Below are 22,079 nucleotides of genomic sequence, written 5' to 3'. Positions count from 1 at the left end.
GACATCGAGGCAGAAAGTTAACCAAATGCTTTCACGAAATTAAAGATATCTAGATTTAACTTATCCACTCCCGGGCCTACCTTTTCCATACGACGACCTGCAATGACCTGAAACGGCCTATCAACAGGAGGGGTGCTGCCATGTCGGTTCGAGACGACTCACACATCGCGGGCTTGAGCCCGGAGCAGTTGGATGCCTACTGGATGCCCTATACCGGCAATCGCCAGTTCAAGCGCGATCCGCGCATCATCACCGGCGCCCAGGGCAGTTATCTCACCGACGCCGAGGGACGACGCGTCTTCGATGGCCTCTCGGGGCTGTGGACCTGCGGCGCCGGCCATTGCCGCCCCGAGATCGCCGAGGCGGTCAGCCGCCAGCTCGGCGAGCTGGATTACGCCCCGGCCTTCCAGTACGGCCATCCCAAGGCCTTCGAGCTGGCCCATCGGATCCGCGAGCTGACGCCCGCCGGCCTCGACCACGTGTTCTTCACCGGCTCCGGCTCGGAGAGTGCCGATACCGCGCTGAAGATCGCCCGCGCCTACTGGCGCAAGAAGGGCAAGGCGACCAAGACCAAGCTGATCGGGCGCAGCAAGGGCTACCACGGGGTCAACTTCGGTGGCTTCAGCCTGGGCGGCATCGGCGCCAACCGCACCCTGTTCGGCCAGGGCGTGGATGCCGACCATCTGCCCCATACCCTGCTCAAGGACAACGCCTTCACTCGTGGCATGCCGGAGCGCGGCGCCGAACGTGCCGACGAGCTGCTGGAACTGATCGCCCTGCACGACGCCTCCAACATCGCCGCGGTGATCGTCGAGCCGCTGGCCGGCTCCGCCGGGGTGATCCCACCTCCCAAGGGTTATCTCAAGCGCCTGCGCGAGATCTGCGACCAGCACGACATCCTGCTGATCTTCGACGAGGTGATCACCGGCTTCGGCCGCATGGGCTCGATGACCGGCGCCGAGGAGTTCGGCGTGGTGCCGGACATACTGAACGTCGCCAAGCAGCTCACCAACGGCGCGGTGCCCATGGGCGGCGTCATCGTGAAGGGCGAGATCTACCAGACCTTCATGGAACACGGCGGCCCCGACTACATGATGGAGCTGCCCCACGGCTACACCTATTCGGGCCATCCGGTGGCCTGCGCCGCGGCGCTGGCATCCCTCGACGTGCTCGAGAACGATCGCCTGATCGAACGGGTGAAGGAGATGGCGCCGATCTTCGAGAACGCCCTGCACGGGCTCAAGGGCACACGCTACATCAGCGATATCCGCAACTACGGCCTCGCCGGTGCCCTGCAGATCGAGCCCTACCCCGGCGAACCGGCCCGGCGCCCCTACGAGATCGCCATGAAGTGCTGGGACAAGGGCTTCTACGTGCGCTACGGCGGCGACACCATCCAGCTCGGCCTGCCCTTCATCGTCGAGCGCGAGGAAATCGACCGGCTCATCAACGCATTGGGCGACGCCATCGGCGAGCTGGACTGAGCCATCGGCGAGCCCAACCAAAAGCTGCTTTACACAAGCCGGTTAACGAGATGAGCTTTCCCGGCGTCAAGCCTTCGCGAGGGCGCTGTAAACCCTTCCATGGGCGCTACTTTTGCCATCCATGGGCAAAAGACCCTCGCGCCGCCTTGTCCCCGGCGCTCATCTCGCCCGACGTTTGTGAATGATGTCTAACTCACCTCACCCCATAACGGTGACTTCGAGAGGTAACTCCATGACCACACTCGGCCATCTGATCAACGGCGTCCGGATCGACGACGACGCGCGCACCCAGGACCTCTACAACCCCTCCACCGGCGTGGTCGCCGGCCAGGTCAGCCTGGCCAGCAAGGCCACCGTCGAGGAGGCCATCGCCGCCGCCCAGGCCGCCTTCCCGGCCTGGCGCGATACCCCGCCGGCCAAGCGAGCCCGCATCATGTACCGCTTCAAGGCACTGCTGGAGCAGAATGCCGATGAGATCTGTCGGCTGATCGGCCAGGAACATGGCAAGATCGTCCACGACGCCAAGGGCGAACTGCAGCGCGGCATCGAGAATATCGAGTACGCCTGCGGCGCGCCGGAACTGCTCAAGGGCGAGTACAGCAAGAACACCGGCCCAGGCATCGATTCCTGGAGCGATTTCCAGCCGCTGGGCGTGGTCGCGGGCATCACGCCGTTCAACTTCCCGGCCATGGTGCCGCTGTGGATGTACCCGATGGCCATCGCCTGCGGCAACACCTTCGTGCTCAAGCCCTCCGAGCGCGACCCGACCTCCTCGCTCTACATCGCCGAGCTGGCACTGGAGGCGGGCCTGCCCGCCGGGGTGCTCAACGTGGTCAACGGCGACAAGGAAGCCGTCGATACCCTGCTCGACGATGCCCGCGTCCAGGCCGTCAGCTTCGTCGGCTCCACGCCGATCGCCGAGTATATCTACGGCCGTGCCAGCGCCAACGGCAAGCGCTGCCAGGCGCTCGGCGGCGCCAAGAACCACGCCATCGTGATGCCGGACGCCGACATGGACAACGTGGTCAGCTCGCTGACCGGGGCCGCCTTCGGCTCCTCCGGCGAGCGCTGCATGGCGCTGTCGGTGGCCGTGGCGGTGGGCGACGAGGCCGCCGATGCCCTGATCGCCAAGATGCAGGCGCAGATGACCTCCCTGAAGGTCGGCCCCTTCCATGATGCCGACAACGACTTCGGCCCGGTGATCACCAAGGCGCACCAGGAGAAGGTCTGCGGCTACATCGACAGCGCCGCCCAACAGGGCGCCGAGATCGTCGTCGACGGCCGAGGCGTCCAGGTGCCGGGGCACGAGCAGGGCTTCTACGTCGGCGGCACCCTGATCGACCGCGTGACGCCGGACATGACCTGCTACCTCGAGGAGATCTTCGGGCCGGTGCTGCTGGTGGTGCGCGTCGACTCCATGGAAGCCGCCATGAAACTGATCGACGACCACGAGTACGGCAACGGCACCTGCATCTACACCCGCGATGGCGAGGCGGCCCGCTACTTCAGCGACCGCATCCAGGTGGGCATGGTCGGCATCAACGTGCCGCTGCCGGTGCCGGTGTCCTACCACAGCTTCGGCGGCTGGAAGCGCTCGCTGTTCGGCGACCTCTCCGCCTACGGCCCGGACGCCGTGCGTTTCTATACCCGGCGCAAGACCGTCACCCAGCGCTGGCCGTCAGCGGGCGTCCGCGAGGGAGCGCAGTTCTCCTTCCCGTCATAACCCCACCCAGCGACCCAGGTCGCATCCATGAAAGACGGCCGAAACGGTTCCCGGTTCGGCCGTCCTGCGTCAGGGCACCAGCACGGCGGCGCCGGAGAGGCGTCCGGCGCGCAGGTCGTCGAGAGCGCGGTTGGCCTCTTCCAGGGGATAGGCGACGGTCTCGGTACGGATCGGCACCCTCGGAGCGAGTTCGAGGAATTCCTCGCCGTCGCGGCGGGTGAGGTTGGCCACCGACTTGAGGCTGCGCTCCTCCCACAGCAGCCGGTAGGGAAACGACGGGATGTCGCTCATGTGAATGCCCCCGGAAACCACGGTGCCCCCAGGACGCACGTGGGACAGTGCGATCGGTACCAAGTCACCCACCGGGGCGAACAACAGCGCGGCGTCCAGCGGTTCCGGCGGAGCCTCGTCGCTGCCGCCCGCCCAGGCGGCGCCGAGGCGCCGGGCGAAGGCCTGGGCCTCGCGGTCGCCAGGCCGGGTGAAGGCGTAGAGGGTCTGGCCGCGGGAGAGCGCCAGCTGGGCGAGGATATGCGCCGCGGCGCCGAAGCCGAAGAGGCCCAGCCGCCTGGGTTCGTCGCCACCGGCCAGCCGCCAGGTGCGATAGCCGATCAGCCCCGCGCACAAGAGCGGCGCGGCGGCCTGGGCATCGTCGGCGGGTAGCGGGAAACAGTAGCGGGCGTCGGCCACGCAGTACTCGGCGTAGCCGCCGTCGCGGGTGTAGCCGGTGAACTCGGCGCGCTCACAGAGGTTCTCGCGCCCGGCCCGGCAGGGCGCGCACTCGCCGCAGGTCCATCCGAGCCAGGGAATGCCGACCCGTTGGCCTCTCTCAAGCCCTCTCTCAAGCCCTGTCTCGAGACCGGCGACGCCCTCGCCCAGGGCATCGACCTCGCCGACGATCTCGTGGCCGGGAATCAGCGGCAATCTGGGATGCTCGAGCTCGCCGTCCACCACGTGCAGGTCGGTGCGACACACCCCGCAGGCCAGCACCCGGACCCGCACCTCGCCGGGGCCGGGCTCGGGAATCGGCACGCGCTCGCAGCACAGCGGCTGATTCGCGACGTGCAGGCGCATGGCGCGCATCTCGCTCATGGGAGGCTCCTCGTACGGCTTACCTCCCGAGCATAGCGCAACCACAAATCCCACTCGGTCCTGGCGGTACTCAGGCTTCGACGGCGACCTCGTAGCCCGTAAACTTGCGCAGGTTGATCACCCCGCTGTCGAGGATCAGGTACTGGCCCTTGATGCCGAGCAGGGTGCCAGCGACCACCGGCTGCTTGTCGAAGTTGTGCGAAACCACCTTGGCGGGATGCTCGAGCACCGGGTACTCGAAGGCCCAGGGCGCGGCGTCGACCTCGCGGATGGCGTCATGGCCGAAGCGCTCGCGCAGCGCGAGCAGGCCCGGTGCGAGACGCTCAAGCAGACGGTCGCGCTCGCCGGGCAGGTCGAGTTCCACGGCCTCGCCCTTGAGCATGGCGCGCCAGTTGGTGCGATCCGAGACCTCGTCCTTGAACAGCACCTCGACGTAGCCAGACTGCTGGCGGGAGTCGACCTCGAGGATCGGCAGCGCCTGGACGGCGCCCTGGTCGAGCCAGCGGGTCGGCACCTGGGTGTCGCGGGTGATGCCGACCTTGAGCCCGGAGGCGTTGGCCAGGTAGACCACGTGGGGCCGGAAGCAGTGGGTTTCGCCCCACTCGGGCTCGCGGCAGGTGCCCTGGAAATAGTGGCACTGTTCGGGCTTCATGATGCAGCTGTCGCAGCGCGCCAGCTTCTTAAAACAGGGATAGCAGTGGCCCTGGCCAAAGCTTTTCCTGGTCGCCCGCCCGCAGTGTGTACAGGCGATGGCGCCGGTCCAGGTCAGCCGCAGCGGTTGGCCGAGCCGCGCGTTGAGATCGAGACGCTCGTCACCGGCGCGCAGGGTGTAGCGCACCGGGGAACCCGGCTCGACGGCCATCTTGGTCAAACAGCCCGTGAGGGCGACAGCCTCAGTCACGGCCGACGTCTCGACCGAGACCGGCCTGTTCCGGCGACACGCCGGCGCCGCTGCTGTCGGCACCGCAGGTGCGCCGCTCTAGGTAGCCGACGCGCTGGTCGGCGGGCACGTTGTTCTCGGCCTCGAAACGCATCACCGCCTCGAGACAAAGCTCGGTCTGCTCGGGCGTCAGGAAGCGACCATCCGGCCACTTGCGCAGGGCCACTGCCTGCTTGAGGCTCTCGTAGATGGCCGGCGTCATCTGCTGGATCATTCGCTCGAAGGTCATATCGCTCATGGCGGAATCTCTCGGAAGAAACGAATCGGGGCGAGACCGGTCGTTGACGGGCGAGGCCCCTGGTCAGGGTCGCTGGATATGGCGCGAATGATACCAGCCCAGCGCCAGCCCCACGACCAGTCCCCCCAGGTGCGCCTCGTTGGCCACGTTGCCGAAGCCGAACAGTTCGGCCACGTCGGTCATGGTGAAGACCATCCAGCCGAGCATGAACACTACCAGCATCTGGGGGACGAAGAAGCCGTCGCCGGGGCGCCGGCGCGACATCAACCAGACGTAACCAAGCAGCGCAAAGTCGACCCCGGACATGCCACCGAACAGCACCGTGCCGGTGGCATACTGAGCCAGGTTGCCGCCGATGCCGGCGGCCAGCAGCAGCGTCAGCATGCGCCCGCGGCCGTGGAAGCCCTCGACCTGGCGGCCGAAGTACCATAGCCACAGCATGTTGAAGACCAGGTGCATCCAACCGAAGTGCAGGAAGGCCGGCGACAGCAGCCGCCACACCTGCCCCGAGGCCAGGGTCTCGCCCAGGTTGCCGAAGGCCAGCTGGCCCTGAGCCACGCCCACCGGCACGATCGTCATGGCGGCGATCACCAGATCGCCGAGCACGCTCATCACCGCGAATACCACCAGGCACAGCGCCAGCGCGGCGGCCGTCACCGGGGCCTGGCGAAAAGGCGCCAGCCAGGCGGGTATGCCCGAACGCGGAGCCTGCGACCGCGATCTGTCACCCCCTTTGGGCATCAGCGGCTCGCCACGCTGCCAGCGCAACACCAGTCGCTGCATGGCATCCTGCTGCTGAAGGTCGACCAGCCACAGCACCTGGCCGTCATCCTCATCGGTGAAGAAGTGTCCGATGCGATGCGCCCAGAGTGCCTGGCGAAGCTCGCGGGTGTCGGTGTCACGGGGCAGCAGCATCACCCGATACATGGTCTCTCCCAGGGTCGGCAAACCGGGCGTGCCGGGCACAAAGAAAAAGTCCGGCGGAGGGGGCCGCCGGACAAGAGCAAGGGATCATTCAAGGGAACACCTACTCTGACGGCGCGGTGGGCGGCAAGTTCGCCACCTTGCTCGAAAATTAGGTAACGTTTTGTATCAGTCGAAATCGATCTCCCAGGGCTGGGGTCGTGCCTGTTCTTCGCGAGGCACGCGAATCCACACGAAGCGGTTGGCATCGAGACATTTCTCGCCGCTCCAGCGATAGGCCACCAGGCGACCGAACTTCACTGCACTGTAGTCCAGGCAGGCAATGTTGGGCGCCGGCAGCGCCGGGATGCCCTCGCACCAATAGTGGCCAATGAACAGTGGTGGTTCATCGGGACCGTAGTGGCTCAGCCGGGCCGACTCGGCCGCGGTAAGCGGGCGCTGCTCGAGATCGTCCGGCAAGTTGTCGGGTTGGAAGACCACATCGCCCCAGGTCCGCGGCGAATGGGCCCAGAAGTGCGCTCGAAAACTGCGCCGGGTGAAGCCGTCTCCGGAGTGGATCTGCACGCCCTCGGGCAGCAGGATGTGGCTGCCTCGCGTCAGACGGTCGAGAATCCGGAACTCGCGGGTACCCGGCTGAACGGCGGCGGCCAGGAAATCGAGATCGATACGCCCGTCCGGCCGCGAGACGCGCAGCTCGTCGATCAGTGCCTGATCCCAGCAGGCATGCACGACCCGCAGGCCGTCGAGTTCAAGATACAACGGGATCTCGAGGAACCAGGCCAGCGCGTCTTCCCACTCCTGGGGATGATCTCGGTACTGCTCCAGAGTCTCGCGGACGATGCGATTATGGCGCGGGGTGTGCTCGCGCAACCACTCACGCCCCAGCTCGGGCGGGGCACGATGACTGTAGGCCAGGGCGTTGATCTCGTGGTTGCCCATCACGATCAGCGCTTCGCCCTCCTCGACCATGCGTCGAGCGATGGAGACCGCCAGGCGAATCCGCGGCCCCCGGTCGATAAGATCGCCGAGAAAGATCACCTTGCGACGCGGATGGCGGTAGACGCCACCGCGCTGGTGATAACCGAGGCGCTCGAGCAGGGTCGCCAGCGTCGCACCGCAGCCGTGCACGTCGCCGATCAGGTCATAGCCTTCCAGGGGCGCTCTGCTCACCTCAGTCTCCCAGACGGTTGCTCCAGCCCAGCTTGCTGCGCAGGACCTCGTAGAAATTGTGCCCCAGGGGATGGACGAGCTGCACCCGCTGGGGCTTGCGGCGGATCACCAGGACGTCGTCGGGCTTGGCTACGGCGCGGGTCTGGCCATCGCAGCTGATGTGCGGGTAGGTCTGGTTGGTCTCGCCGATGTGAATGCGGATCTCGCTGGCCGCATCGATGGCAATGGGCCGGCTGGACAGAGTATGCGGAAACATCGGCACCAGGGTGACGACATCCAGCCTGGGGTGCATGATCGGCCCGCCGCCGGACAGCGCATAGGCGGTGGAACCGGTCGGGGTGGCGATGATCAGCCCGTCGCTGCGCTGGCTGTGCACGAACTGGCCGTCGATGAACAGCTCGAACTCGATCATGCGCACCGCCTTGCCGGGGTGCAGCACCACCTCGTTCAGGGCATCGCCATCGCCGACCAGGACATCGTCGCGATAGAGCTCGGCATCGAGCAGGAAACGCTCCTCAAGCTCGTAGCGTCCGGCCAGCACCTCGCCAACGCGCTCCTCGAGCTCGTCGGGGGAGATGTCGGTGAGAAAGCCCAGGCGGCCCCGATTGACCCCCAGCACCAGGGTGCCGCTATGGCACAGGGTACGGGCGGCGCCGAGCAGGCTGCCGTCGCCGCCGACCACGATCACCAGGTCACACAGCTCGCCCAGCCGGCGCCGGCTGGCTTCGGGATGGCCGTGGCCAAGCAGCACGGTGGCGGTGCGATCCTCGAGAATGACGTGATAGCCGGCATCGTCGAGGAAGCGGCTCAACCGCTTGAGGGTCTCGACCACCTTGGCACTGCCCAGGCGGCCGATCAGGCCTATGTTCTTGAAGGCCTGGTTCTTGACGGCATTGTTCTTAAAGGCTTGCATGCGCGGGTCCTTCGCTTCGCGACGGCTCATTATGGCGATTGGACCCCGGCCGGGCAAACCGCCCTCAGGCCGGTCGCGGCGCGCGGCGACGCTGCCACCACTCGTTGATTAGCAGCGAGGCCAGGATGATCGCTCCGCCCAGCGCGAGACGCGGCAAGTCCGCATCGCGGTTCCAGATCAACAGGTTGACCAACAGTCCCGCCGGGACCAGGGCATTGTTCATCACCGCCAGCGCCCCGGCATCGACCCGCGTCGCACCCAGGTTCCACAGGAAATAGCCGACCCCGGAGGCCACCAGGCCGAGCCAGGCCAGCACGCCCCATTGCAGCGGTGTGGTGGGCAGTGCCGTGGCATCGCCCCACCACAGGAAGGCAGGCAGCGCCACCGCCAGAGCCCCGAGGTAGAACCAGCCGAACACCGCCAGGCGCGGCAGTGCGGCGGGCAGCTCACTAGAGAGACGGCGATAGCCGACCTGACCCAGGGCGAAACAGATATTGGCGCCCTGGACTACCAGGAAGCCCAGCCAATAGTTGCCGTCGAGGCCGCGATAGCGAATCACCGCCGCCCCCAGCACCGCCAGCGCCGCGGTCAACAGGTGGAAGGGCGAGAAACGCCGGAACAGCAGGTCGTCGAGCAGGGTGATATAAAGCGGCGTGAGCACCGTGAACAAAAGCACTTCGGGAACCGACAGCAGCAGGAACGACTGATAGAAGAAGATGTACATCAGCCCTAGCTGCACGGCACCCAGTCCCATCAGCGCCAGACGCTGGCGCCCGTGCAGCAAGTGAGGGCGCAGCACCGGCAGAAACAGCAGCGCCGCCAGTGTGATGCGGGTCAGCACCGAGAAGTAACTGTCCACCTGACCGGCCAGGTAGGCACCGATCAGCGAGAACGAGAAGGCCCAGAGTACAGTGATGCCGACGAGATAACCCAAGAGTCAACTCCGTGATGATATGGAGGCCGACGGGATTATACCGGCGACATCTCGCCTGCCAACCGTCAAGATTTCATCAGATATAGCCGATACAAGACGTATGCCACCCCGGGCAACCAGCCGAGCAGGGTCAGCCCCAGGGCGATCAGCACCCGTTGCTTCCCGCCCCCGGCCAAGCCCAACGCCAGCGGCGGGAGCAGCACGGCCAGTATCACCAGGGCGACGAAGGCTCCTGGGCGCTCCACTACCGACGCCTCACTGGCCGCAGGCGTCGTCGTCTCTACAGACGCCGAGCGCTCGGTGGTCTCGAGCGTAAAATGCTGGACGCTATCGCGCTCATGCTCATGCTCATGCTCATGCTCATGCTCATGCTCATGCTCGTGCTCGTGCTCGTGCTCAAGGGCACGGCGATGGGCGTCGTGATCGATCTTCTGCTCGAGGGTTTCAGCGCCCTCGGCGAGCTGCTCGTGATAGCGCTCCCAGTCCTCCCAATCATGCGGCGTGCCGGCCCGAGGACGATGATCCCCGGACTCCCTGGCGCGAGACCAGGCCTTCTCCTCCAGGGTATTGGGGCGCTCGCGATCACGTTCTCCATCCAGCCCCTTGCGGGCCAGGTATTCACGGGCATCCATGGGACGTCTCCATCAATCGAGGGATGCGGCATTGTGCCTCATTGGAGTAGAGGCTCAAGGGCGGGTTCCACGACGCCCCTTCTGCGTTGGTGACCGACCGCGTGCAGCCCAGGGGGAGTCGGCTATGATAAACGCGAGACACGCCATGGTCTCCGGCTGGCCGAGGGTGCCGGGAAGTCGCCCGGACCGGAGCTCCAGGCGAGAGGTCCCATCGGCACAAGGAGAACCGCCATGCAAAGCAAGGCCCCCACCATCGTGCGCGACATCATGTCTCGCGACTGCTACCGGGTCACCGGCAAGACGTCGGTCATCACCCTGGCCCAAGGCCTGGCACTGCACCGGCTTCCCGGCGCCCCGGTGGTCGATGACCATGATCGGCTGATCGGCTTCATCTCCGAGCAGGACGTGATCGGCAAGCTGCTGGAAAGCGCCTACCTCGACGACGAGCCGCCGCTGGTTCATGAGCTGATGCGCAACGAGGTGCTCTCCGTCACGCCCGCCAAGAGCATCACCGACCTGGCCCAGGAAATGCTGGGTGCCAAACCCAAGGTCTATCCGGTCACCGAGCAGGGCCGGCTGGTCGGCATAGTGACTCGGCGCGACGTGCTCAACGCCATCCTGCGCATGCGTCACAGCTGAGCCTCTCGTCACGTGCCCGACACCCGGCCCGGCGCCGGGTGTCGGCTTTTCCGGGCCACGAAAAAAACCGCCTCATCGATGATGAGGCGGTCAAGGATCGAATCGCAAGCCAGAGCGACAGTGCTAGCGACTGCCATCGCTGATGTCGTCTGCACCTGTTATGACAGTCTTGGCACGGAAAGTTCAGCGCCGCGACGAAAAAATTTCACGCTATCTATCCGCTGTACGCCAGCGGGCGGGTTGTAATCATTAAACCACTGGATATACTGGCAAAACGCCTCGCGGGTGTAGCTCAATGGTAGAGCAGAAGCTTCCCAAGCTTAAGACGAGGGTTCGATTCCCTTCACCCGCTCCAACGGCCCTTCCAGACTCGACCAGATTCGCTTCCCCGCACCCCGCAAGCTTCCGAATCTCAAGGCTTTACCGCTCCATACACATCCTGACATGAGCAGGCATAGCCCAGAGCGCCGTGTATGGCGAGATTTCTGCCATAGATGGCAGCCGCTCCATGAAGCGTGAAAACATCAAGCGTCGCCCGCTGGCGGATCTCCTGCCATCAACGCTCGATCCCGAGGCAACGGAGTACCGCGCCGGCTTCAGCGACCGCTCTTTTCCTCGCCGACGGCGATCAGGACGTCCATATCGAGAATGTGGATCTCACGACCGGCCGCTGCAACCAGGCCCTGCTGCTGAAAGCGCCCCAGCACGCGGCTGACGGTTTCCACGGCCAGGCCAAGGTAATTACCGATATCCGCCCGCGTCATCGAGAGCCGAAACGTGTAGGCCGAATAGCCACGTCGACGAAAGCGGTCGGACATGCTTACGAGGAAGGTCGCGAGCCGCTGGTCGGCGGTCTTGTGCGACAGCAGTCGAATCATCCGCAGGTCCTCGCGCATCTCCTTGCTCATGCAGCGGTAGAGCTGGGCACGCAACACAGGCATCCGTTCAGAGAGCGTATCGAGCCGGTCGAAAGGAATCTCGCAGACGGTGGAGGTTTCCAGGGCGATCACCGAGCCGGCGTAGGCAGCCTCGTCGATGCCATCGAGCCCAACCAGTTCACTGGGCAGATAGAAATGGGTCAACTGCTCCTCACCTCCCACCTCGGCGGTGAGCTGCTTGAGACTTCCGGATCGTACGGCATAAACGCCTGTGAAAGGGCTACCCTGCCGAAACAGCAACTCGCCCTTCCTCAAGGGAGGACGGCGACGAATGATGGTGTCGAACTGATCCAGGTCCTCTAGCCCGAGGGCCAGGGGAAGGCACATCGAGCGATGGCAACAGCTCTGGCAGCGGCTCTCTTCGAGAGGAGAGCATTGCTTCGGCGCCGTAGCCATCGTCGCCGTGCCGCTGTTATCTCTATCGTCGCGAGACATGGCCTGTTCCAAACTGATACGCCATACATGACACCCGGTCGAAATACAGCATCGATGCTCTTCACCGCCTTGCAGAGGCACGGTCGGGAGGCCTTCACTGCGGTATTGGCTCACGCTACCGCCGACAAGAAAGAGGCATCCATAACATTTGTTAAGAAAGAGGCGATTTACCCCCCCCCCCTCGGGCCCAGCCGTTGCCTGCGGCACAGACAGCCCTCGAGGGCTAGGGCGAGTCCCCTCTCAGCGCTTCCAGCCGCTCCAAGAGACCGTCCATGCGGTCGCTGAGATAGCCGTCATCGAACTCCGCTTCGTCGTAAAGACGCTGCGTATCGGGAATGGCGACGTAGTCGCGATGCTTCTTCATGACGCCATCCCGCTCCAGCGCCATCAGGATGCGATTGATGTGCACCGATGACTGGCCCAATATCTGGCCCAACAGCTGCTGTGAGATGGGGAACGGAACGTTCTCCGGGGCCACACCGCGGACCTTGCGCAACCGCAGGAAGGTCTCGAGCACGAAGTGGCAGACCTGGGTCCGGGCCGAACGGTGCAGCGTCACCATCATGCGCTCGGTGAGCAGTGCCTCCTGACGCGAGATAGCGGCGAACAACGCGATCGAAAGGGGCGGTGACGCCATCACGAGATCGACGATCTCATGATGGGGAAAACCACAGACCACACCGGACGTGATCAGTCTGGCGTCGCTGACGTGGTGAGGAAGGGTGAATTCTCGCAGCCCGAGGATATCGCCGGGCAGCAGCAGCTCGATGATCTGCCGCTCGCCGTCGCGAGTGTCGCGAAAGGTACACGCCCAGCCATCCTGAAGGATGAAAAGATCCTCTACCGGATCGCCAGATGACCATAAACACTCCCCCCTGACAGCCCGGTACGGGCGATGTTCGAGGCCTTCCAGTAGCCGCCTCTCGTGTGCTTCCAGTTCGATATAGCGACCCATCGAAACCCCTAGGCCGTTGGCGGTTCCCATGTCGCCACCTCGATCGTTTCTCCCGTCATTTCGAGTGAGCGGAACGGCTCTCTCCAGCCGAACCATGGAAAACTGCTTGCCTCATGATTCAGGTTAGACCGTCGGCCGGGCATGCCGACAGGGCAAAGAATTGCTCACCGCCATGGCGGGAACGGTGCTGCGTTCTCGCCGGGCGCCCCCTGTCGAGGCCCGTCCCGGGCAGTCCATCGCGCCTTGTCTGCGCTTCGCACGCAGGTAGGCAGGAAGCAGCCGGCGTCGATCACGCCTCCCTTTTTGCAGCGACGCCCAGCGTATGAGAAACCTCACTTCAAAGCATGAAATCGCCCGACGGCTCCCATGCAGGCAGACAAACTTGACCGGCGTCATGGTGGCTCATCATGCCCTTTCCTACCTTTGCCTCTCATGTCACCGTGCCGCATTCATGGAGGCCGCTGCAATGTCCCAACCCGCTCCCACGGCTTTGCTACCTCAGGATCTGTTGGCTCTGGCCATCGATCACGAGCGCCAGGAGTTGCAGCGCTACCGCAAGCTGGCCTTCCGGTTCCTGACGTTCGGCTGGGGAATCAGCACCCTGATGGCGGCCCTCGGCATCGAGTGCGAAGCGCGACTGGCCGAATTACAGCAAAAGGCCCAGGAGATCACGCCATCGCCGACGCCTTATCCGCCCGCTGCCGACACCACGGCGGTAGCGAACGACGGACTGATCGCGGATCGCTGGCAGGCACTTCGCACCCTGAAACGCGCCATGGTTCGCGCCGAGCATGCGGCTCGCATCTTCATGCATTGTCAGGAGAGCAATCTCTCTCCTGCCCTGCAATCACTGTTGCAAGGCATGGCGATTCAGAAGCAGGCGGAATGTCACATCCTGCGGGAGCTGATTGCCGCGCATGATGGAGAGGTCGCGCCCGACGCCCAGCTTGCCTCACATCCCTGGCCGAGAGGCTGGCTGGCAGGAGCCCGGCACCTGAGGGGAATGTCCGCCAACTGACGGCCATTCACGACACCGGCTGGCCGTATCGCATGCCGTGACTCTGCGCTTCCCGTCATGGGCAGGACCTGGATGCCTTCGGCCTGGCCCGGCCAGGCCGAAGGCCGTACAATCACAACAATCCCGGAAAGGAGCGGCGGCCACCGCGACGACGGTTCTGCCGCTTTCCTGCGTCGGGATCGATCACGCTGGGATAAGCGCTCCTCCCCGCTCCACTCATGCCTCGCTTCAGCGAGCCAAGCTGTCATCTTTGCGCCCCATGGCCCTGTTCCTGACCGTCTTTCTCGTTTGCCTGCTGATCATCGGTGGCATGGTCACCATCCTGATGACTGCCAGAACCCCGCGCTACCGAACCGAGCCTGAGCACCTGCTGACACTGTTCGATCAGGCGCTGGAGAGCCGCGTCAACGAGAATGAGTGGAACGCCGTTGTCGGCTACCCGATTCGACACGACGAATACCTGGAAGGGGTGCGTCGCCGCGCCCATCGACTGATGAACGACCACGGCCGCCATGGCCGAGTAGCGCGAGGCAAGCCCCTGCTCGACAGCGAAGGCCAGGCCGAGCTGTCCGCCCTGCGCGATCACCTCGCCGCCCGCACCGCATTACGCCACGACCACCGCCAGGAATGAGTCATGGCGGCGGATCCGGTACACTGGCAACACGCCGTGAAGCCACGCCGGAGGCCAACGATGACCAGCGCCATCCGCCAGACCCCGCTCGACACCGCCATACATCACCACGCTCACGATTTTCACCAGATCGTGATCGGGCTCGATGGCCAGGCAGAGTTCGAGATCGAAGGGCTCGGCGGCTGCATTTCGGCGCTCTCGGGATGCATCGTGCCGGCCAACCATCTGCACTACTATGCCGGGACCGGTGACAACCGCCAGCTGATCCTCGATCTTCCCCATGACGCCCTGTCGCTGACCGGCCACCATCACGAGCTAGCCCGCCTGTTCGATGCGCCTCGCTTCTTCGACCTGGACGATCCGCTGGCGCGCTTCCTCGACTTCGTGCTTCACGAACTTCATCAACTGGCCGGCCAGGGCGCATTGACCGCCCTGCATCAGGAACGCCTGGCCACCACGCTGCTGGGCTCGCTGCATGCCCGACTGGCCAGCGATGCCTCGTCCGCCGGGCGCCCACTCGACCTGACGGCCCTGGATCGCTTCATCGACCGCCACCTGGCCGGGGGCTTGCGGGTCGCCGATATGGCGGCCGAGGCCTGTCTCAGCGAAGCACACTTCACCGTGCGCTTCCGCGCCCAGACCGGCCTCTCGCCGTGGCGCTACGTGATGCGCCGTCGCCTCCAGGCGGCCGATCGCCTGATCCGCGAGAGTCACCTGCCGCTCTCCGAGATCGCCGCGCTTACCGGGTTCACCAACCAGAGCGCCCTGTCGCGCGCCTTCCGTCGCGATTACGGCCACCCCCCCAGCCAGCTGCGCCAGGCGGCATCGCAACGGCTCGGCAGCGGCCTGCCAACGCCATAAGTGCCTGTCGACTCCGATCGCTTACGGGGCCAAAGGAAGCAAGTGTCGCGATGCCCTTATCGATGTAATGGGGCGAAAAACTCTCTATTTCTCACCTCGGAGCGCATGACATTGTCCGCAAGACCAAACGTCGTCTCGAACCGGACGCAACGCTCAGAAGCTATAGACCTAAGTCGTAGAAAGTTCCGTCTCTCGCCCCAATATCCGCGAATTCGTCAAATCCCCCAACGGAATCGACAAGCAGAGCCTCTCTCGTCGCCCTACCCTTGCAAGATACCGTGCATTCGCCGACGTTCCATGACGCGGCGGCGGGAACTCTACCCTGTACGACGGGTTGCTTTCGGGGAAATACATGCTCAACGCCAACAACATGCTGGAGGACGCCACCTGGCGTCAGGATCTCGACACGCTCTTCGCGCGCATCAGTGAACACTATTCGGTCGACGAAAACGCCTACGTCGCAGAGCTCATCGCCGCACTCGGCGCGAACCGACAGGACTTCGCCCGCACCGCCGACAAGACCGCCGAGCTGGTACGAGAAATCCGCGAGATGGATACCGCGGTAGACACCATCGACGAACTGCTCCAGCAGTACAGCCTGGACACCCATGAAGGCCTGATGCTGATGTGCCTGGCCGAGGCCATGCTGCGCATTCCCGACAAGGCAACCGCCGATGCCCTGATCGAGGACAAACTCGGCCCGGCCGACTGGAAGTCGCACCTCGGCAAGAGCGAATCCTGGATGGTCAACGCCTCCACCTGGGGCCTGTTGATGACCGGCCGGGTCGTGACTCTGGACAAGCCTCAGGAAGGCCGGCCGTCCGGCTTCATCAACAAGATGGTCAACCGCATGGGCGAGCCGGTGATCCGCCGCGCCATGGTCGAGGCCATGAAGGTCATGGGCAAGCAGTTCGTGCTCGGCCGCGACATCGACGAGGCGCTCAAGCGCTCCAAGCCGCTGTTCGATAAAGGCTACACCTACTCCTACGACATGCTCGGCGAAGCCGCTCGCACGCGCCGTGATGCACGCCGCTACTTCGAGGACTACGCCCAGGCCATCGAGCGGGTCGGCAAGACCAGCCGCACGCTGTCCAGCCGCACCCCCACCCCCTCGATCTCCATCAAGCTTTCGGCGCTGCACCCGCGCTATGAGTTCGGCCGCCGCGAGCAGGTGCTGCGCGAACTGGTCGCCAGCGTGCGCGAACTCGCCGCCATGGCCCGCGAGCGCAGCGTCGCGGTGACCATCGATGCCGAGGAAGTCGACCGCCTGGAACTGTCGCTGGAGGTATTCCGCGCCGTCTACGAGAGCGATACCTGCCGCGGCTGGGGCCAGTTCGGCCTGGTCGTCCAGGCCTACTCCAAGCGCGCCCTGCCGGTGCTGCACTACCTCAACCGCCTGGCCGAATACCAGGGCGACGAGATCCCGCTGCGCCTGGTCAAGGGCGCCTACTGGGATACCGAGATCAAGGAGTCCCAGCAGCTGGGCGTGGACGGCTATCCGGTCTACACCCGCAAGGCGTCCACCGACGTGGCCTACCTGATGTGCGCGCGCTTCCTGCTGTCCGACGCCACCCGCGGCCGGATCTTCCCGCAGTTCGCGACTCACAACGCCCACACCATCACCAGCATTCTGGAGCAGGCCAACGAGGCCGACAGAGCCTTCGAGTTCCAGCGCCTGCACGGCATGGGCGAGGCGCTCTACGATGCGGCGCTCAAGCGCGCGCCGCAGGGCACCTACTGCCGTATCTATGCCCCCACGGGCGCCCACAAGGACCTGCTGCCCTACCTGGTGCGCCGACTGCTCGAGAATGGCGCCAACTCGTCGTTCGTCCACCAGTTGGTCGACCCCAAGGTCCCGGTGGAATCACTGTGCGTGCATCCGGCGGAAACCCTGCGCCAGTACGATACCCTGGCCAACCAGCGCATCCCCCTGCCCCAGGACATCTACGGGCCGAACCGCCGCAACTCCAGGGGCGTGAACCTGAACATCCGCAGCCAGTACCAGCCGCTGATGGATGCCATGGCCAAGCACATGGACACTCGCTACGATGCGCGTCCGCTGCTGGCCTTCGACGTGGCCACCGACCCAGCTCTGATGCACGAGGTCACCAGCCCCTATGACCGCCGTCAGGTCGTCGGTAGCGTGCTATGGACCAACAAGGAACAGGCGCAGAAGGCGCTGGACGCCGCCTGGGCGGCCTTCCCTCGCTGGGAGACGACGCCGGTAGCCGAGCGCGCCGCCATCCTGCGCCGCTTTGCCGACCTGATGGAGACGCACCTGGCCGAGTTGATGGCGCTGTGCTCCCGAGAAGGCGGCAAGCTGCTCACCGACGGCGTCGACGAGATCCGCGAGGCGGTGGACTTCTGCCGCTACTATGCCAGCCGCGCCGAAGAGCTGTTCGCCGAGCCGACCCGCCTGCCGGGACCCACCGGAGAGACCAACGACCTGATGATGGGCGGCAAGGGCGTATTTGCCGCCATCAGCCCGTGGAACTTCCCGGTGGCGATCTTCTGTGGCCAGGTGGTGGCCACCGCGGTGGCCGGCAACACCGTGCTGGCCAAGCCCGCCGAACAGACCTCGATCGTCGCCCACCGGGTGGTCGAGCTGCTGCATGAGGCAGGCATGCCACGCGACGTGGTCCAGCTGCTGCCCGGCGACGGCCCCACCGTGGGCAGCGTGCTGACCAGCGACCCGCGCGTCACCGGCGTTGTGTTCACCGGCGGCACCGACACCGCCCAGATCATCAACCGTGCCCTGGCCAGCCGCGAGAACGCCGCGCTGCCGACGCTGGTGGCCGAGACCGGCGGCATGAACGCCATGATCGTCGACTCAACCGCCCTGCCCGAGCAGGTGGTAGCCGACGTCATCCACTCGGCCTTCCAGAGCGCCGGCCAGCGCTGCTCGGCGCTGCGCGTGCTCTATCTCCAGGACGACGTGGCCGACCGGGTCATCGAGATCCTCGAGGGCGCCATGGCCGAACTCCATGTCGGCGATCCCCGCGACCTGGGCACCGACGTTGGGCCGGTGATCGACGAGGACGCGCGCCGCGGCCTGCAGGCCCACATCGACAGGCTCAAGGGCGAGGGGCGGCTGCTGGCCGAGACGACCCTCGACCCGGCGCACACCGCCGAGGGCACCTTCATCGCGCCCACCGCTTTCCAGATCGATGGCATCGAGGCCCTGGAACGCGAGCAGTTTGGCCCGGTGCTGCACATCGTGCGCTACCAGGCACGGGATCTTGACCGGGTGATCGAGTCGATCAACGGTCGCGGCTATGGCCTGACCTTCGGCGTGCACAGCCGCAACGAGTCATTTGCCGATGAAATAGCGCAGAAAATGCGTGTTGGTAACGTCTATATCAATCGCAATATCATCGGAGCCGTCGTGGGGGTTCAGCCGTTCGGCGGTCAGGGCCTCTCCGGTACAGGCCCCAAGGCAGGTGGTCCTCACTATCTGCTGCGGTTTGCCACGGAAAAGACAGTGACGGTCAATACCGCCGCACTTGGCGGTAACGCGTCACTGCTTGCGCTGGGAGACGAGTGATCCACACTCGTTATCAACGACAACAAACTGAAGGAAGCTCCCCATGATCGAAAACCACGCCAATACGGGCTTGACGCGCGCACTCTCCCGGATCGCGATACCAGCCACAGGCGCTATGGACGGCATGCGTACCAACAACCCGCCGGCGATGCGGCCGGCTGAATAAAAAGGAGACGTTCTTATGGCTATTGGTGTCTGGATCAGTCTTTTTGCGTACTTTGCACTGATGATCGCCATCGGCTTCTATGCCATGCGCAAATCGACATCGACGTCGGAAGGTTACATCCTGGGGGGCCGCTCCCTCAGCCCGAAAGTGGCAGCCCTGTCGGCCGGTGCGTCGGACATGAGCGGCTGGTTGCTGCTGGGCCTGCCCGGGGCCATGTTCGTCTCGGGCCTCGGCTCGGCCTGGATCGGTATCGGCCTGCTGGTGGGGGCCTTCTTCAACTGGCTGCTGGTGGCGCCGCGCCTTCGCGAGCAGACGGTTCACTACGGCAACGCGATCACCATTCCGGAGTTCCTGGCCAACCGCTTCCCCACTCGGGCGATTTCGCTGAGAACGGTCTCCGCCATCGTGATCGTCGTGTTCTTCTCGGTGTACACGGCCTCGGGCCTGGTGGCCGGCGGCAAGCTGTTCGAAAGCGCCTTCGCCGGCGTGTTCAACATCGGCGGCATGAGCGACTACGGGACGGGCATCGTCATCACGCTGGGCGTGGTATTGGCCTATACCGTGGTCGGCGGCTTCATGGCCGTGAGCATGACGGACTTCGTGCAGGGCTGCATCATGATGCTGGCGCTGGTGATCATGCCCGCGGTGGTGCTGTTCGGCGAAGGCGGCGGCGGCTTCTCCCAGGCCTCACAGACCCTGAACGAGGTCGATCCCACCCTGCTCTCCTGGACAGAGGGGCTGACCTTCATCGGTTGGCTCTCGGCAGTGACCTGGGGCCTGGGGTATTTCGGCCAGCCGCACATCATCGTGCGCTTCATGGCCATCCGCACGCTCAAGGACGTGCCCATTGCCCGTAACATCGGCATGAGCTGGATGCTCATCTCGCTGGTCGGCGCGATCTCACTGGGCATCTTCGGCCGCGCCTACGCGGTCCGCAACGGCATGAACGTCGAGGATCCGGAAACGATCTTCATCATCCTGGCGGACCTGCTGTTCCACCCGCTGATCACCGGCTTCCTCTACGCTGCACTGCTGGCGGCGGTGATGAGCACCATCTCCAGCCAGCTGCTGGTGGCCTCTTCCTCCCTGACCGAAGACTTCTATCGCCTGTTCCTGCGCAAGGAGGCGACCGAGAAGGAGACCGTCACCGTAGGCCGCGTGTGTGTCGCCCTGGTCGGCCTGGTGGCCGCCGTCATCGCGTCTGACCCGAACTCTCAGGTCCTGGGACTGGTCAGCAACGCCTGGGCAGGCTTCGGCGCCGCTTTCGGCCCGCTGATCATCCTGTCGCTGATGTGGTCGCGCACCAACGGCGCCGGCGCCATTGCCGGCATGATCGTGGGCGCCGTCACCGTAATGGCATGGATCTCGCTGGGCTGGAACGGCTCCTTCCTGGGCGGCCCCGGCGTGTACGAGATCATCCCCGGCTTCATCGCCGCCTTCATTGCCATTCTGGTGGTGAGCAGCGTAACGGCCGATGCCGGCGAGTATCAGCACATCACTCGCTGACCTGGCACACGTCATGCGCTCAACCTGGAAAGGGCTCCTTCGGGAGCCCTTTCTGCTGTCTGCGCACCGAACGACAGCAAGCTACTCACCGCAGTCGATCACGAGGTCAGCCCAGCAGAGCTCGCCCTGCGAGGAGCAGCGCGAAGAGCGGCAACGAGGCACGGCTCCAGGCGGTACCGGCCAGTCGCCAGAGGCCACGCTCACCGACCTCCAGCGCCAGGGGCCTCAAGAAAGCGCAGCCCAACGCCCAACCTCCCAGCACGACCATCGGCCACCGCCAGGGCCAGGACAACCCCTGCACCAGCCCCGGATGCCACAGTAGCCAGGCCGCCAGGCCTCCCGCCACCAACAATGCCACCAGCGGCCGATCGCCTTGCCCGGAACGCGTCCTCGCCAGGAAAGTGCCGATCATCATGGTCGCCCCCTCAGGCTGTCTTTCCCTCCAGTGAAGCCGAAAACCCACGCCTCGGCGAGCCATGTGCAAGAAATGTGAAAACCTGTACAACATCTTTCCTAAATAAATCCATGTGAGCATACACTTCGATGCATTGATCGAATCCACGGCTATCAATGCCATAGAAAAATTTTACAAGACATTTAGAAACAGTGTTTTTATACTTGCAGTCATCACATGCAAGGACGTCGAATGACTCGGCGTCGGCATATTGAACGACACAAGGGGGGCTTCCCATGAACATGACTCGTCTACTCACTGCCACCGCCTTCGCCGCAGCCGGTCTCGTCGCCACCCAATCGGCCCTGGCCTATCAGGCCGGCGACTTCTACGTGCGAGGCGGCATCGCCAAGTCCGAGGTCAAGGACGACAATGGCCGCGTGGCCGGGGGCGACCTCGACGTCTCCGACGAGCGCGGCATCACCTACGGTCTCGGCTACCAGTTCCACGACAAGCTGGGCGTCGAGCTCAACGGCTCACAGGACGTTGAGCACGACCTTGCCCTTAATGGCGCCAGCATCGGCTCGATCGATCGTCGTCCGGTCAACCTGATGCTCAACTATTACCCGCTGGGTGGTACCGGCTCGCGGGTGCAGCCCTACGCCGGCGCCGGACTCAATTACACCCATTTCAATGACGAGACCCTCTCGGGCCTCGAAGTGGAAGAATCCTATGGCGCGGCCGCCCAGATCGGCGTGGACCTGGCCCTGACCGATTATCTGCTGGTTGGTGCCTTCGCCAACTACGCCAACGTGGACGCAGACGTCAAGCTGAATGGCAACGATGTGGGCGACGCCGAGATCGACCCGGTCACCGTTGGCGGCGGCCTGACCTACCGCTTCTGATCATCACTCCCTCCTGCGCAAGCCATGGCGCCGGGCCTCG

20 protein-coding genes and 1 tRNA gene are annotated in these 22,079 nt (G+C 64.7%); 10 read left to right on the top strand and 11 right to left on the bottom strand.

Features of this window, described 5'->3' with window-relative positions:
- Positions 1 to 140: 140 nt before the first annotated feature.
- Both aptA and ACGTN6_RS13520 read left to right on the top strand, forming a co-directional pair.
- Entirely contained in the window at positions 141 to 1,484 is a 1,344-nt protein-coding gene (aptA, locus tag ACGTN6_RS13525) for an omega-aminotransferase AptA (protein ID WP_394592344.1), read from the top strand.
- A 232-nt stretch (positions 1,485 to 1,716) separates the two neighbouring features.
- Complete coding sequence (locus tag ACGTN6_RS13520) at positions 1,717 to 3,207, top strand: CoA-acylating methylmalonate-semialdehyde dehydrogenase (RefSeq protein ID WP_183388786.1); 1,491 nt, start codon at positions 1,717 to 1,719, stop codon at positions 3,205 to 3,207.
- 69 nt (positions 3,208 to 3,276) lie between these two features.
- Here the strand turns inward: ACGTN6_RS13520 and ACGTN6_RS13515 are convergent, their stop codons facing one another.
- From ACGTN6_RS13515 to ACGTN6_RS13480, 8 genes are all read right to left on the bottom strand, one after another.
- Positions 3,277 to 4,296 (bottom strand): zinc-dependent alcohol dehydrogenase family protein, encoded by a 1,020-nt coding sequence (locus tag ACGTN6_RS13515; RefSeq protein WP_394592342.1) that lies wholly within the window; start codon positions 4,294 to 4,296, stop codon positions 3,277 to 3,279.
- Positions 4,297 to 4,366: 70 nt separating this feature from the next.
- Positions 4,367 to 5,158 carry a DUF2797 domain-containing protein gene (locus ACGTN6_RS13510; protein WP_394592503.1) on the bottom strand — a complete coding sequence of 264 codons (792 nt, stop codon included), beginning with the start codon at positions 5,156 to 5,158 and terminating at the stop codon, positions 4,367 to 4,369.
- A gap of 31 nt (positions 5,159 to 5,189) precedes the next feature.
- A complete protein-coding gene (locus ACGTN6_RS13505) occupies positions 5,190 to 5,474 on the bottom strand; it encodes a YeaC family protein (protein WP_183388527.1) in 285 nt (94 codons plus the stop codon).
- 63 nt (positions 5,475 to 5,537) lie between these two features.
- Complete coding sequence (locus ACGTN6_RS13500; protein ID WP_394592340.1) at positions 5,538 to 6,401, bottom strand: rhomboid family intramembrane serine protease; 864 nt, start codon at positions 6,399 to 6,401, stop codon at positions 5,538 to 5,540.
- 165 nt (positions 6,402 to 6,566) lie between these two features.
- A complete protein-coding gene (locus tag ACGTN6_RS13495) occupies positions 6,567 to 7,553 on the bottom strand; it encodes a metallophosphoesterase (RefSeq protein ID WP_394592501.1) in 987 nt (328 codons plus the stop codon).
- A 16-nt stretch (positions 7,554 to 7,569) separates the two neighbouring features.
- Positions 7,570 to 8,481, bottom strand: coding sequence for an NAD(+) kinase (locus tag ACGTN6_RS13490; RefSeq protein WP_394592338.1), 912 nt, complete (start codon positions 8,479 to 8,481; stop codon positions 7,570 to 7,572).
- A gap of 64 nt (positions 8,482 to 8,545) precedes the next feature.
- On the bottom strand, positions 8,546 to 9,415 hold the full coding sequence (locus tag ACGTN6_RS13485) for a carboxylate/amino acid/amine transporter (protein WP_394592336.1): 870 nt from the start codon (positions 9,413 to 9,415) through the stop codon (positions 8,546 to 8,548).
- 65 nt (positions 9,416 to 9,480) lie between these two features.
- Positions 9,481 to 10,047, bottom strand: coding sequence for a YqaE/Pmp3 family membrane protein (locus tag ACGTN6_RS13480; protein WP_394592334.1), 567 nt, complete (start codon positions 10,045 to 10,047; stop codon positions 9,481 to 9,483).
- A gap of 231 nt (positions 10,048 to 10,278) precedes the next feature.
- Between ACGTN6_RS13480 and ACGTN6_RS13475 the strand changes: the two genes are divergently transcribed.
- Both ACGTN6_RS13475 and ACGTN6_RS13470 read left to right on the top strand, forming a co-directional pair.
- Positions 10,279 to 10,686, top strand: coding sequence for a CBS domain-containing protein (locus ACGTN6_RS13475; RefSeq protein WP_394592332.1), 408 nt, complete (start codon positions 10,279 to 10,281; stop codon positions 10,684 to 10,686).
- Between the two features lie 281 nt (positions 10,687 to 10,967).
- Positions 10,968 to 11,041 (top strand) — tRNA-Gly (locus ACGTN6_RS13470).
- Between the two features lie 241 nt (positions 11,042 to 11,282).
- On the opposite strand, the gene fnr is transcribed toward ACGTN6_RS13470, so the two are convergent.
- Positions 11,283 to 12,020 (bottom strand): fumarate/nitrate reduction transcriptional regulator Fnr, encoded by a 738-nt coding sequence (fnr, locus tag ACGTN6_RS13465; protein ID WP_394592499.1) that lies wholly within the window; start codon positions 12,018 to 12,020, stop codon positions 11,283 to 11,285.
- 262 nt (positions 12,021 to 12,282) lie between these two features.
- Positions 12,283 to 13,044 carry a Crp/Fnr family transcriptional regulator gene (locus ACGTN6_RS13460; RefSeq protein ID WP_394592330.1) on the bottom strand — a complete coding sequence of 254 codons (762 nt, stop codon included), beginning with the start codon at positions 13,042 to 13,044 and terminating at the stop codon, positions 12,283 to 12,285.
- Positions 13,045 to 13,480: 436 nt separating this feature from the next.
- On the opposite strand from ACGTN6_RS13460, the gene ACGTN6_RS13455 reads away from it, so the two are divergent.
- The 5 genes from ACGTN6_RS13455 to putP all read left to right on the top strand — a co-directional run bounded on the left by ACGTN6_RS13455 (position 13,481) and on the right by putP (position 20,740).
- Positions 13,481 to 14,032 carry a hypothetical protein gene (locus ACGTN6_RS13455; protein ID WP_394592329.1) on the top strand — a complete coding sequence of 184 codons (552 nt, stop codon included), beginning with the start codon at positions 13,481 to 13,483 and terminating at the stop codon, positions 14,030 to 14,032.
- A 259-nt stretch (positions 14,033 to 14,291) separates the two neighbouring features.
- Positions 14,292 to 14,663: a hypothetical protein gene (locus ACGTN6_RS13450; protein WP_394592328.1), complete on the top strand. Its 372-nt coding sequence runs from the start codon at positions 14,292 to 14,294 to the stop codon at positions 14,661 to 14,663.
- Between the two features lie 60 nt (positions 14,664 to 14,723).
- Positions 14,724 to 15,524, top strand: a complete 801-nt coding sequence (locus ACGTN6_RS13445; protein WP_394592326.1) for an AraC family transcriptional regulator — start codon at positions 14,724 to 14,726, stop codon at positions 15,522 to 15,524.
- A gap of 352 nt (positions 15,525 to 15,876) precedes the next feature.
- Positions 15,877 to 19,068, top strand: a complete 3,192-nt coding sequence (gene putA / locus ACGTN6_RS13440) for a bifunctional proline dehydrogenase/L-glutamate gamma-semialdehyde dehydrogenase PutA (RefSeq protein ID WP_394592324.1) — start codon at positions 15,877 to 15,879, stop codon at positions 19,066 to 19,068.
- Positions 19,069 to 19,249: 181 nt separating this feature from the next.
- Positions 19,250 to 20,740, top strand: coding sequence for a sodium/proline symporter PutP (gene putP / locus ACGTN6_RS13435; protein WP_394592322.1), 1,491 nt, complete (start codon positions 19,250 to 19,252; stop codon positions 20,738 to 20,740).
- Between the two features lie 106 nt (positions 20,741 to 20,846).
- On the opposite strand, the gene ACGTN6_RS13430 is transcribed toward putP, so the two are convergent.
- On the bottom strand, positions 20,847 to 21,155 hold the full coding sequence (locus ACGTN6_RS13430) for a hypothetical protein (RefSeq protein ID WP_394592321.1): 309 nt from the start codon (positions 21,153 to 21,155) through the stop codon (positions 20,847 to 20,849).
- Positions 21,156 to 21,430: 275 nt separating this feature from the next.
- On the opposite strand from ACGTN6_RS13430, the gene ACGTN6_RS13425 reads away from it, so the two are divergent.
- The gene (locus ACGTN6_RS13425; RefSeq protein WP_394592319.1) at positions 21,431 to 22,039 is read left to right on the top strand and encodes an OmpW/AlkL family protein; all 609 of its coding nucleotides are present in this window, start codon (positions 21,431 to 21,433) and stop codon (positions 22,037 to 22,039) included.
- The last annotated feature ends 40 nt before the right edge of the window (positions 22,040 to 22,079 follow it).

This window comes from Halomonas sp. B23F22_20, from assembly GCF_043496985.1.
In the GTDB taxonomy this organism is placed as follows: Bacteria; Pseudomonadota; Gammaproteobacteria; order Pseudomonadales; family Halomonadaceae; genus Halomonas.
The sequence above is the reverse complement of the archived record's forward strand: the minus strand, read 5'-3'. Positions and strand labels throughout refer to the sequence as shown.

Bases quoted from the DNA above. Each gene is read 5' to 3' on its own strand.
- aptA (WP_394592344.1), top strand. From the start codon at position 141: ATGTCGGTTCGAGACGACTCACACATCGCGGGCTTGAGCCCGGAGCAG.
- ACGTN6_RS13520 (WP_183388786.1), top strand. From the start codon at position 1,717: ATGACCACACTCGGCCATCTGATCAACGGCGTCCGGATCGACGACGAC.
- ACGTN6_RS13515 (WP_394592342.1), bottom strand. From the start codon at position 4,296: ATGAGCGAGATGCGCGCCATGCGCCTGCACGTCGCGAATCAGCCGCTG.
- ACGTN6_RS13510 (WP_394592503.1), bottom strand. From the start codon at position 5,158: ATGGCCGTCGAGCCGGGTTCCCCGGTGCGCTACACCCTGCGCGCCGGT.
- ACGTN6_RS13505 (WP_183388527.1), bottom strand. From the start codon at position 5,474: ATGAGCGATATGACCTTCGAGCGAATGATCCAGCAGATGACGCCGGCC.
- ACGTN6_RS13500 (WP_394592340.1), bottom strand. From the start codon at position 6,401: ATGTATCGGGTGATGCTGCTGCCCCGTGACACCGACACCCGCGAGCTT.
- ACGTN6_RS13490 (WP_394592338.1), bottom strand. From the start codon at position 8,481: ATGCAAGCCTTTAAGAACAATGCCGTCAAGAACCAGGCCTTCAAGAAC.
- ACGTN6_RS13480 (WP_394592334.1), bottom strand. From the start codon at position 10,047: ATGGATGCCCGTGAATACCTGGCCCGCAAGGGGCTGGATGGAGAACGT.
- ACGTN6_RS13475 (WP_394592332.1), top strand. From the start codon at position 10,279: ATGCAAAGCAAGGCCCCCACCATCGTGCGCGACATCATGTCTCGCGAC.
- fnr (WP_394592499.1), bottom strand. From the start codon at position 12,020: ATGGCTACGGCGCCGAAGCAATGCTCTCCTCTCGAAGAGAGCCGCTGC.
- ACGTN6_RS13460 (WP_394592330.1), bottom strand. From the start codon at position 13,044: ATGGGAACCGCCAACGGCCTAGGGGTTTCGATGGGTCGCTATATCGAA.
- ACGTN6_RS13455 (WP_394592329.1), top strand. From the start codon at position 13,481: ATGTCCCAACCCGCTCCCACGGCTTTGCTACCTCAGGATCTGTTGGCT.
- ACGTN6_RS13450 (WP_394592328.1), top strand. From the start codon at position 14,292: ATGGCCCTGTTCCTGACCGTCTTTCTCGTTTGCCTGCTGATCATCGGT.
- ACGTN6_RS13445 (WP_394592326.1), top strand. From the start codon at position 14,724: ATGACCAGCGCCATCCGCCAGACCCCGCTCGACACCGCCATACATCAC.
- putA (WP_394592324.1), top strand. From the start codon at position 15,877: ATGCTCAACGCCAACAACATGCTGGAGGACGCCACCTGGCGTCAGGAT.
- putP (WP_394592322.1), top strand. From the start codon at position 19,250: ATGGCTATTGGTGTCTGGATCAGTCTTTTTGCGTACTTTGCACTGATG.
- ACGTN6_RS13430 (WP_394592321.1), bottom strand. From the start codon at position 21,155: ATGATGATCGGCACTTTCCTGGCGAGGACGCGTTCCGGGCAAGGCGAT.
- ACGTN6_RS13425 (WP_394592319.1), top strand. From the start codon at position 21,431: ATGAACATGACTCGTCTACTCACTGCCACCGCCTTCGCCGCAGCCGGT.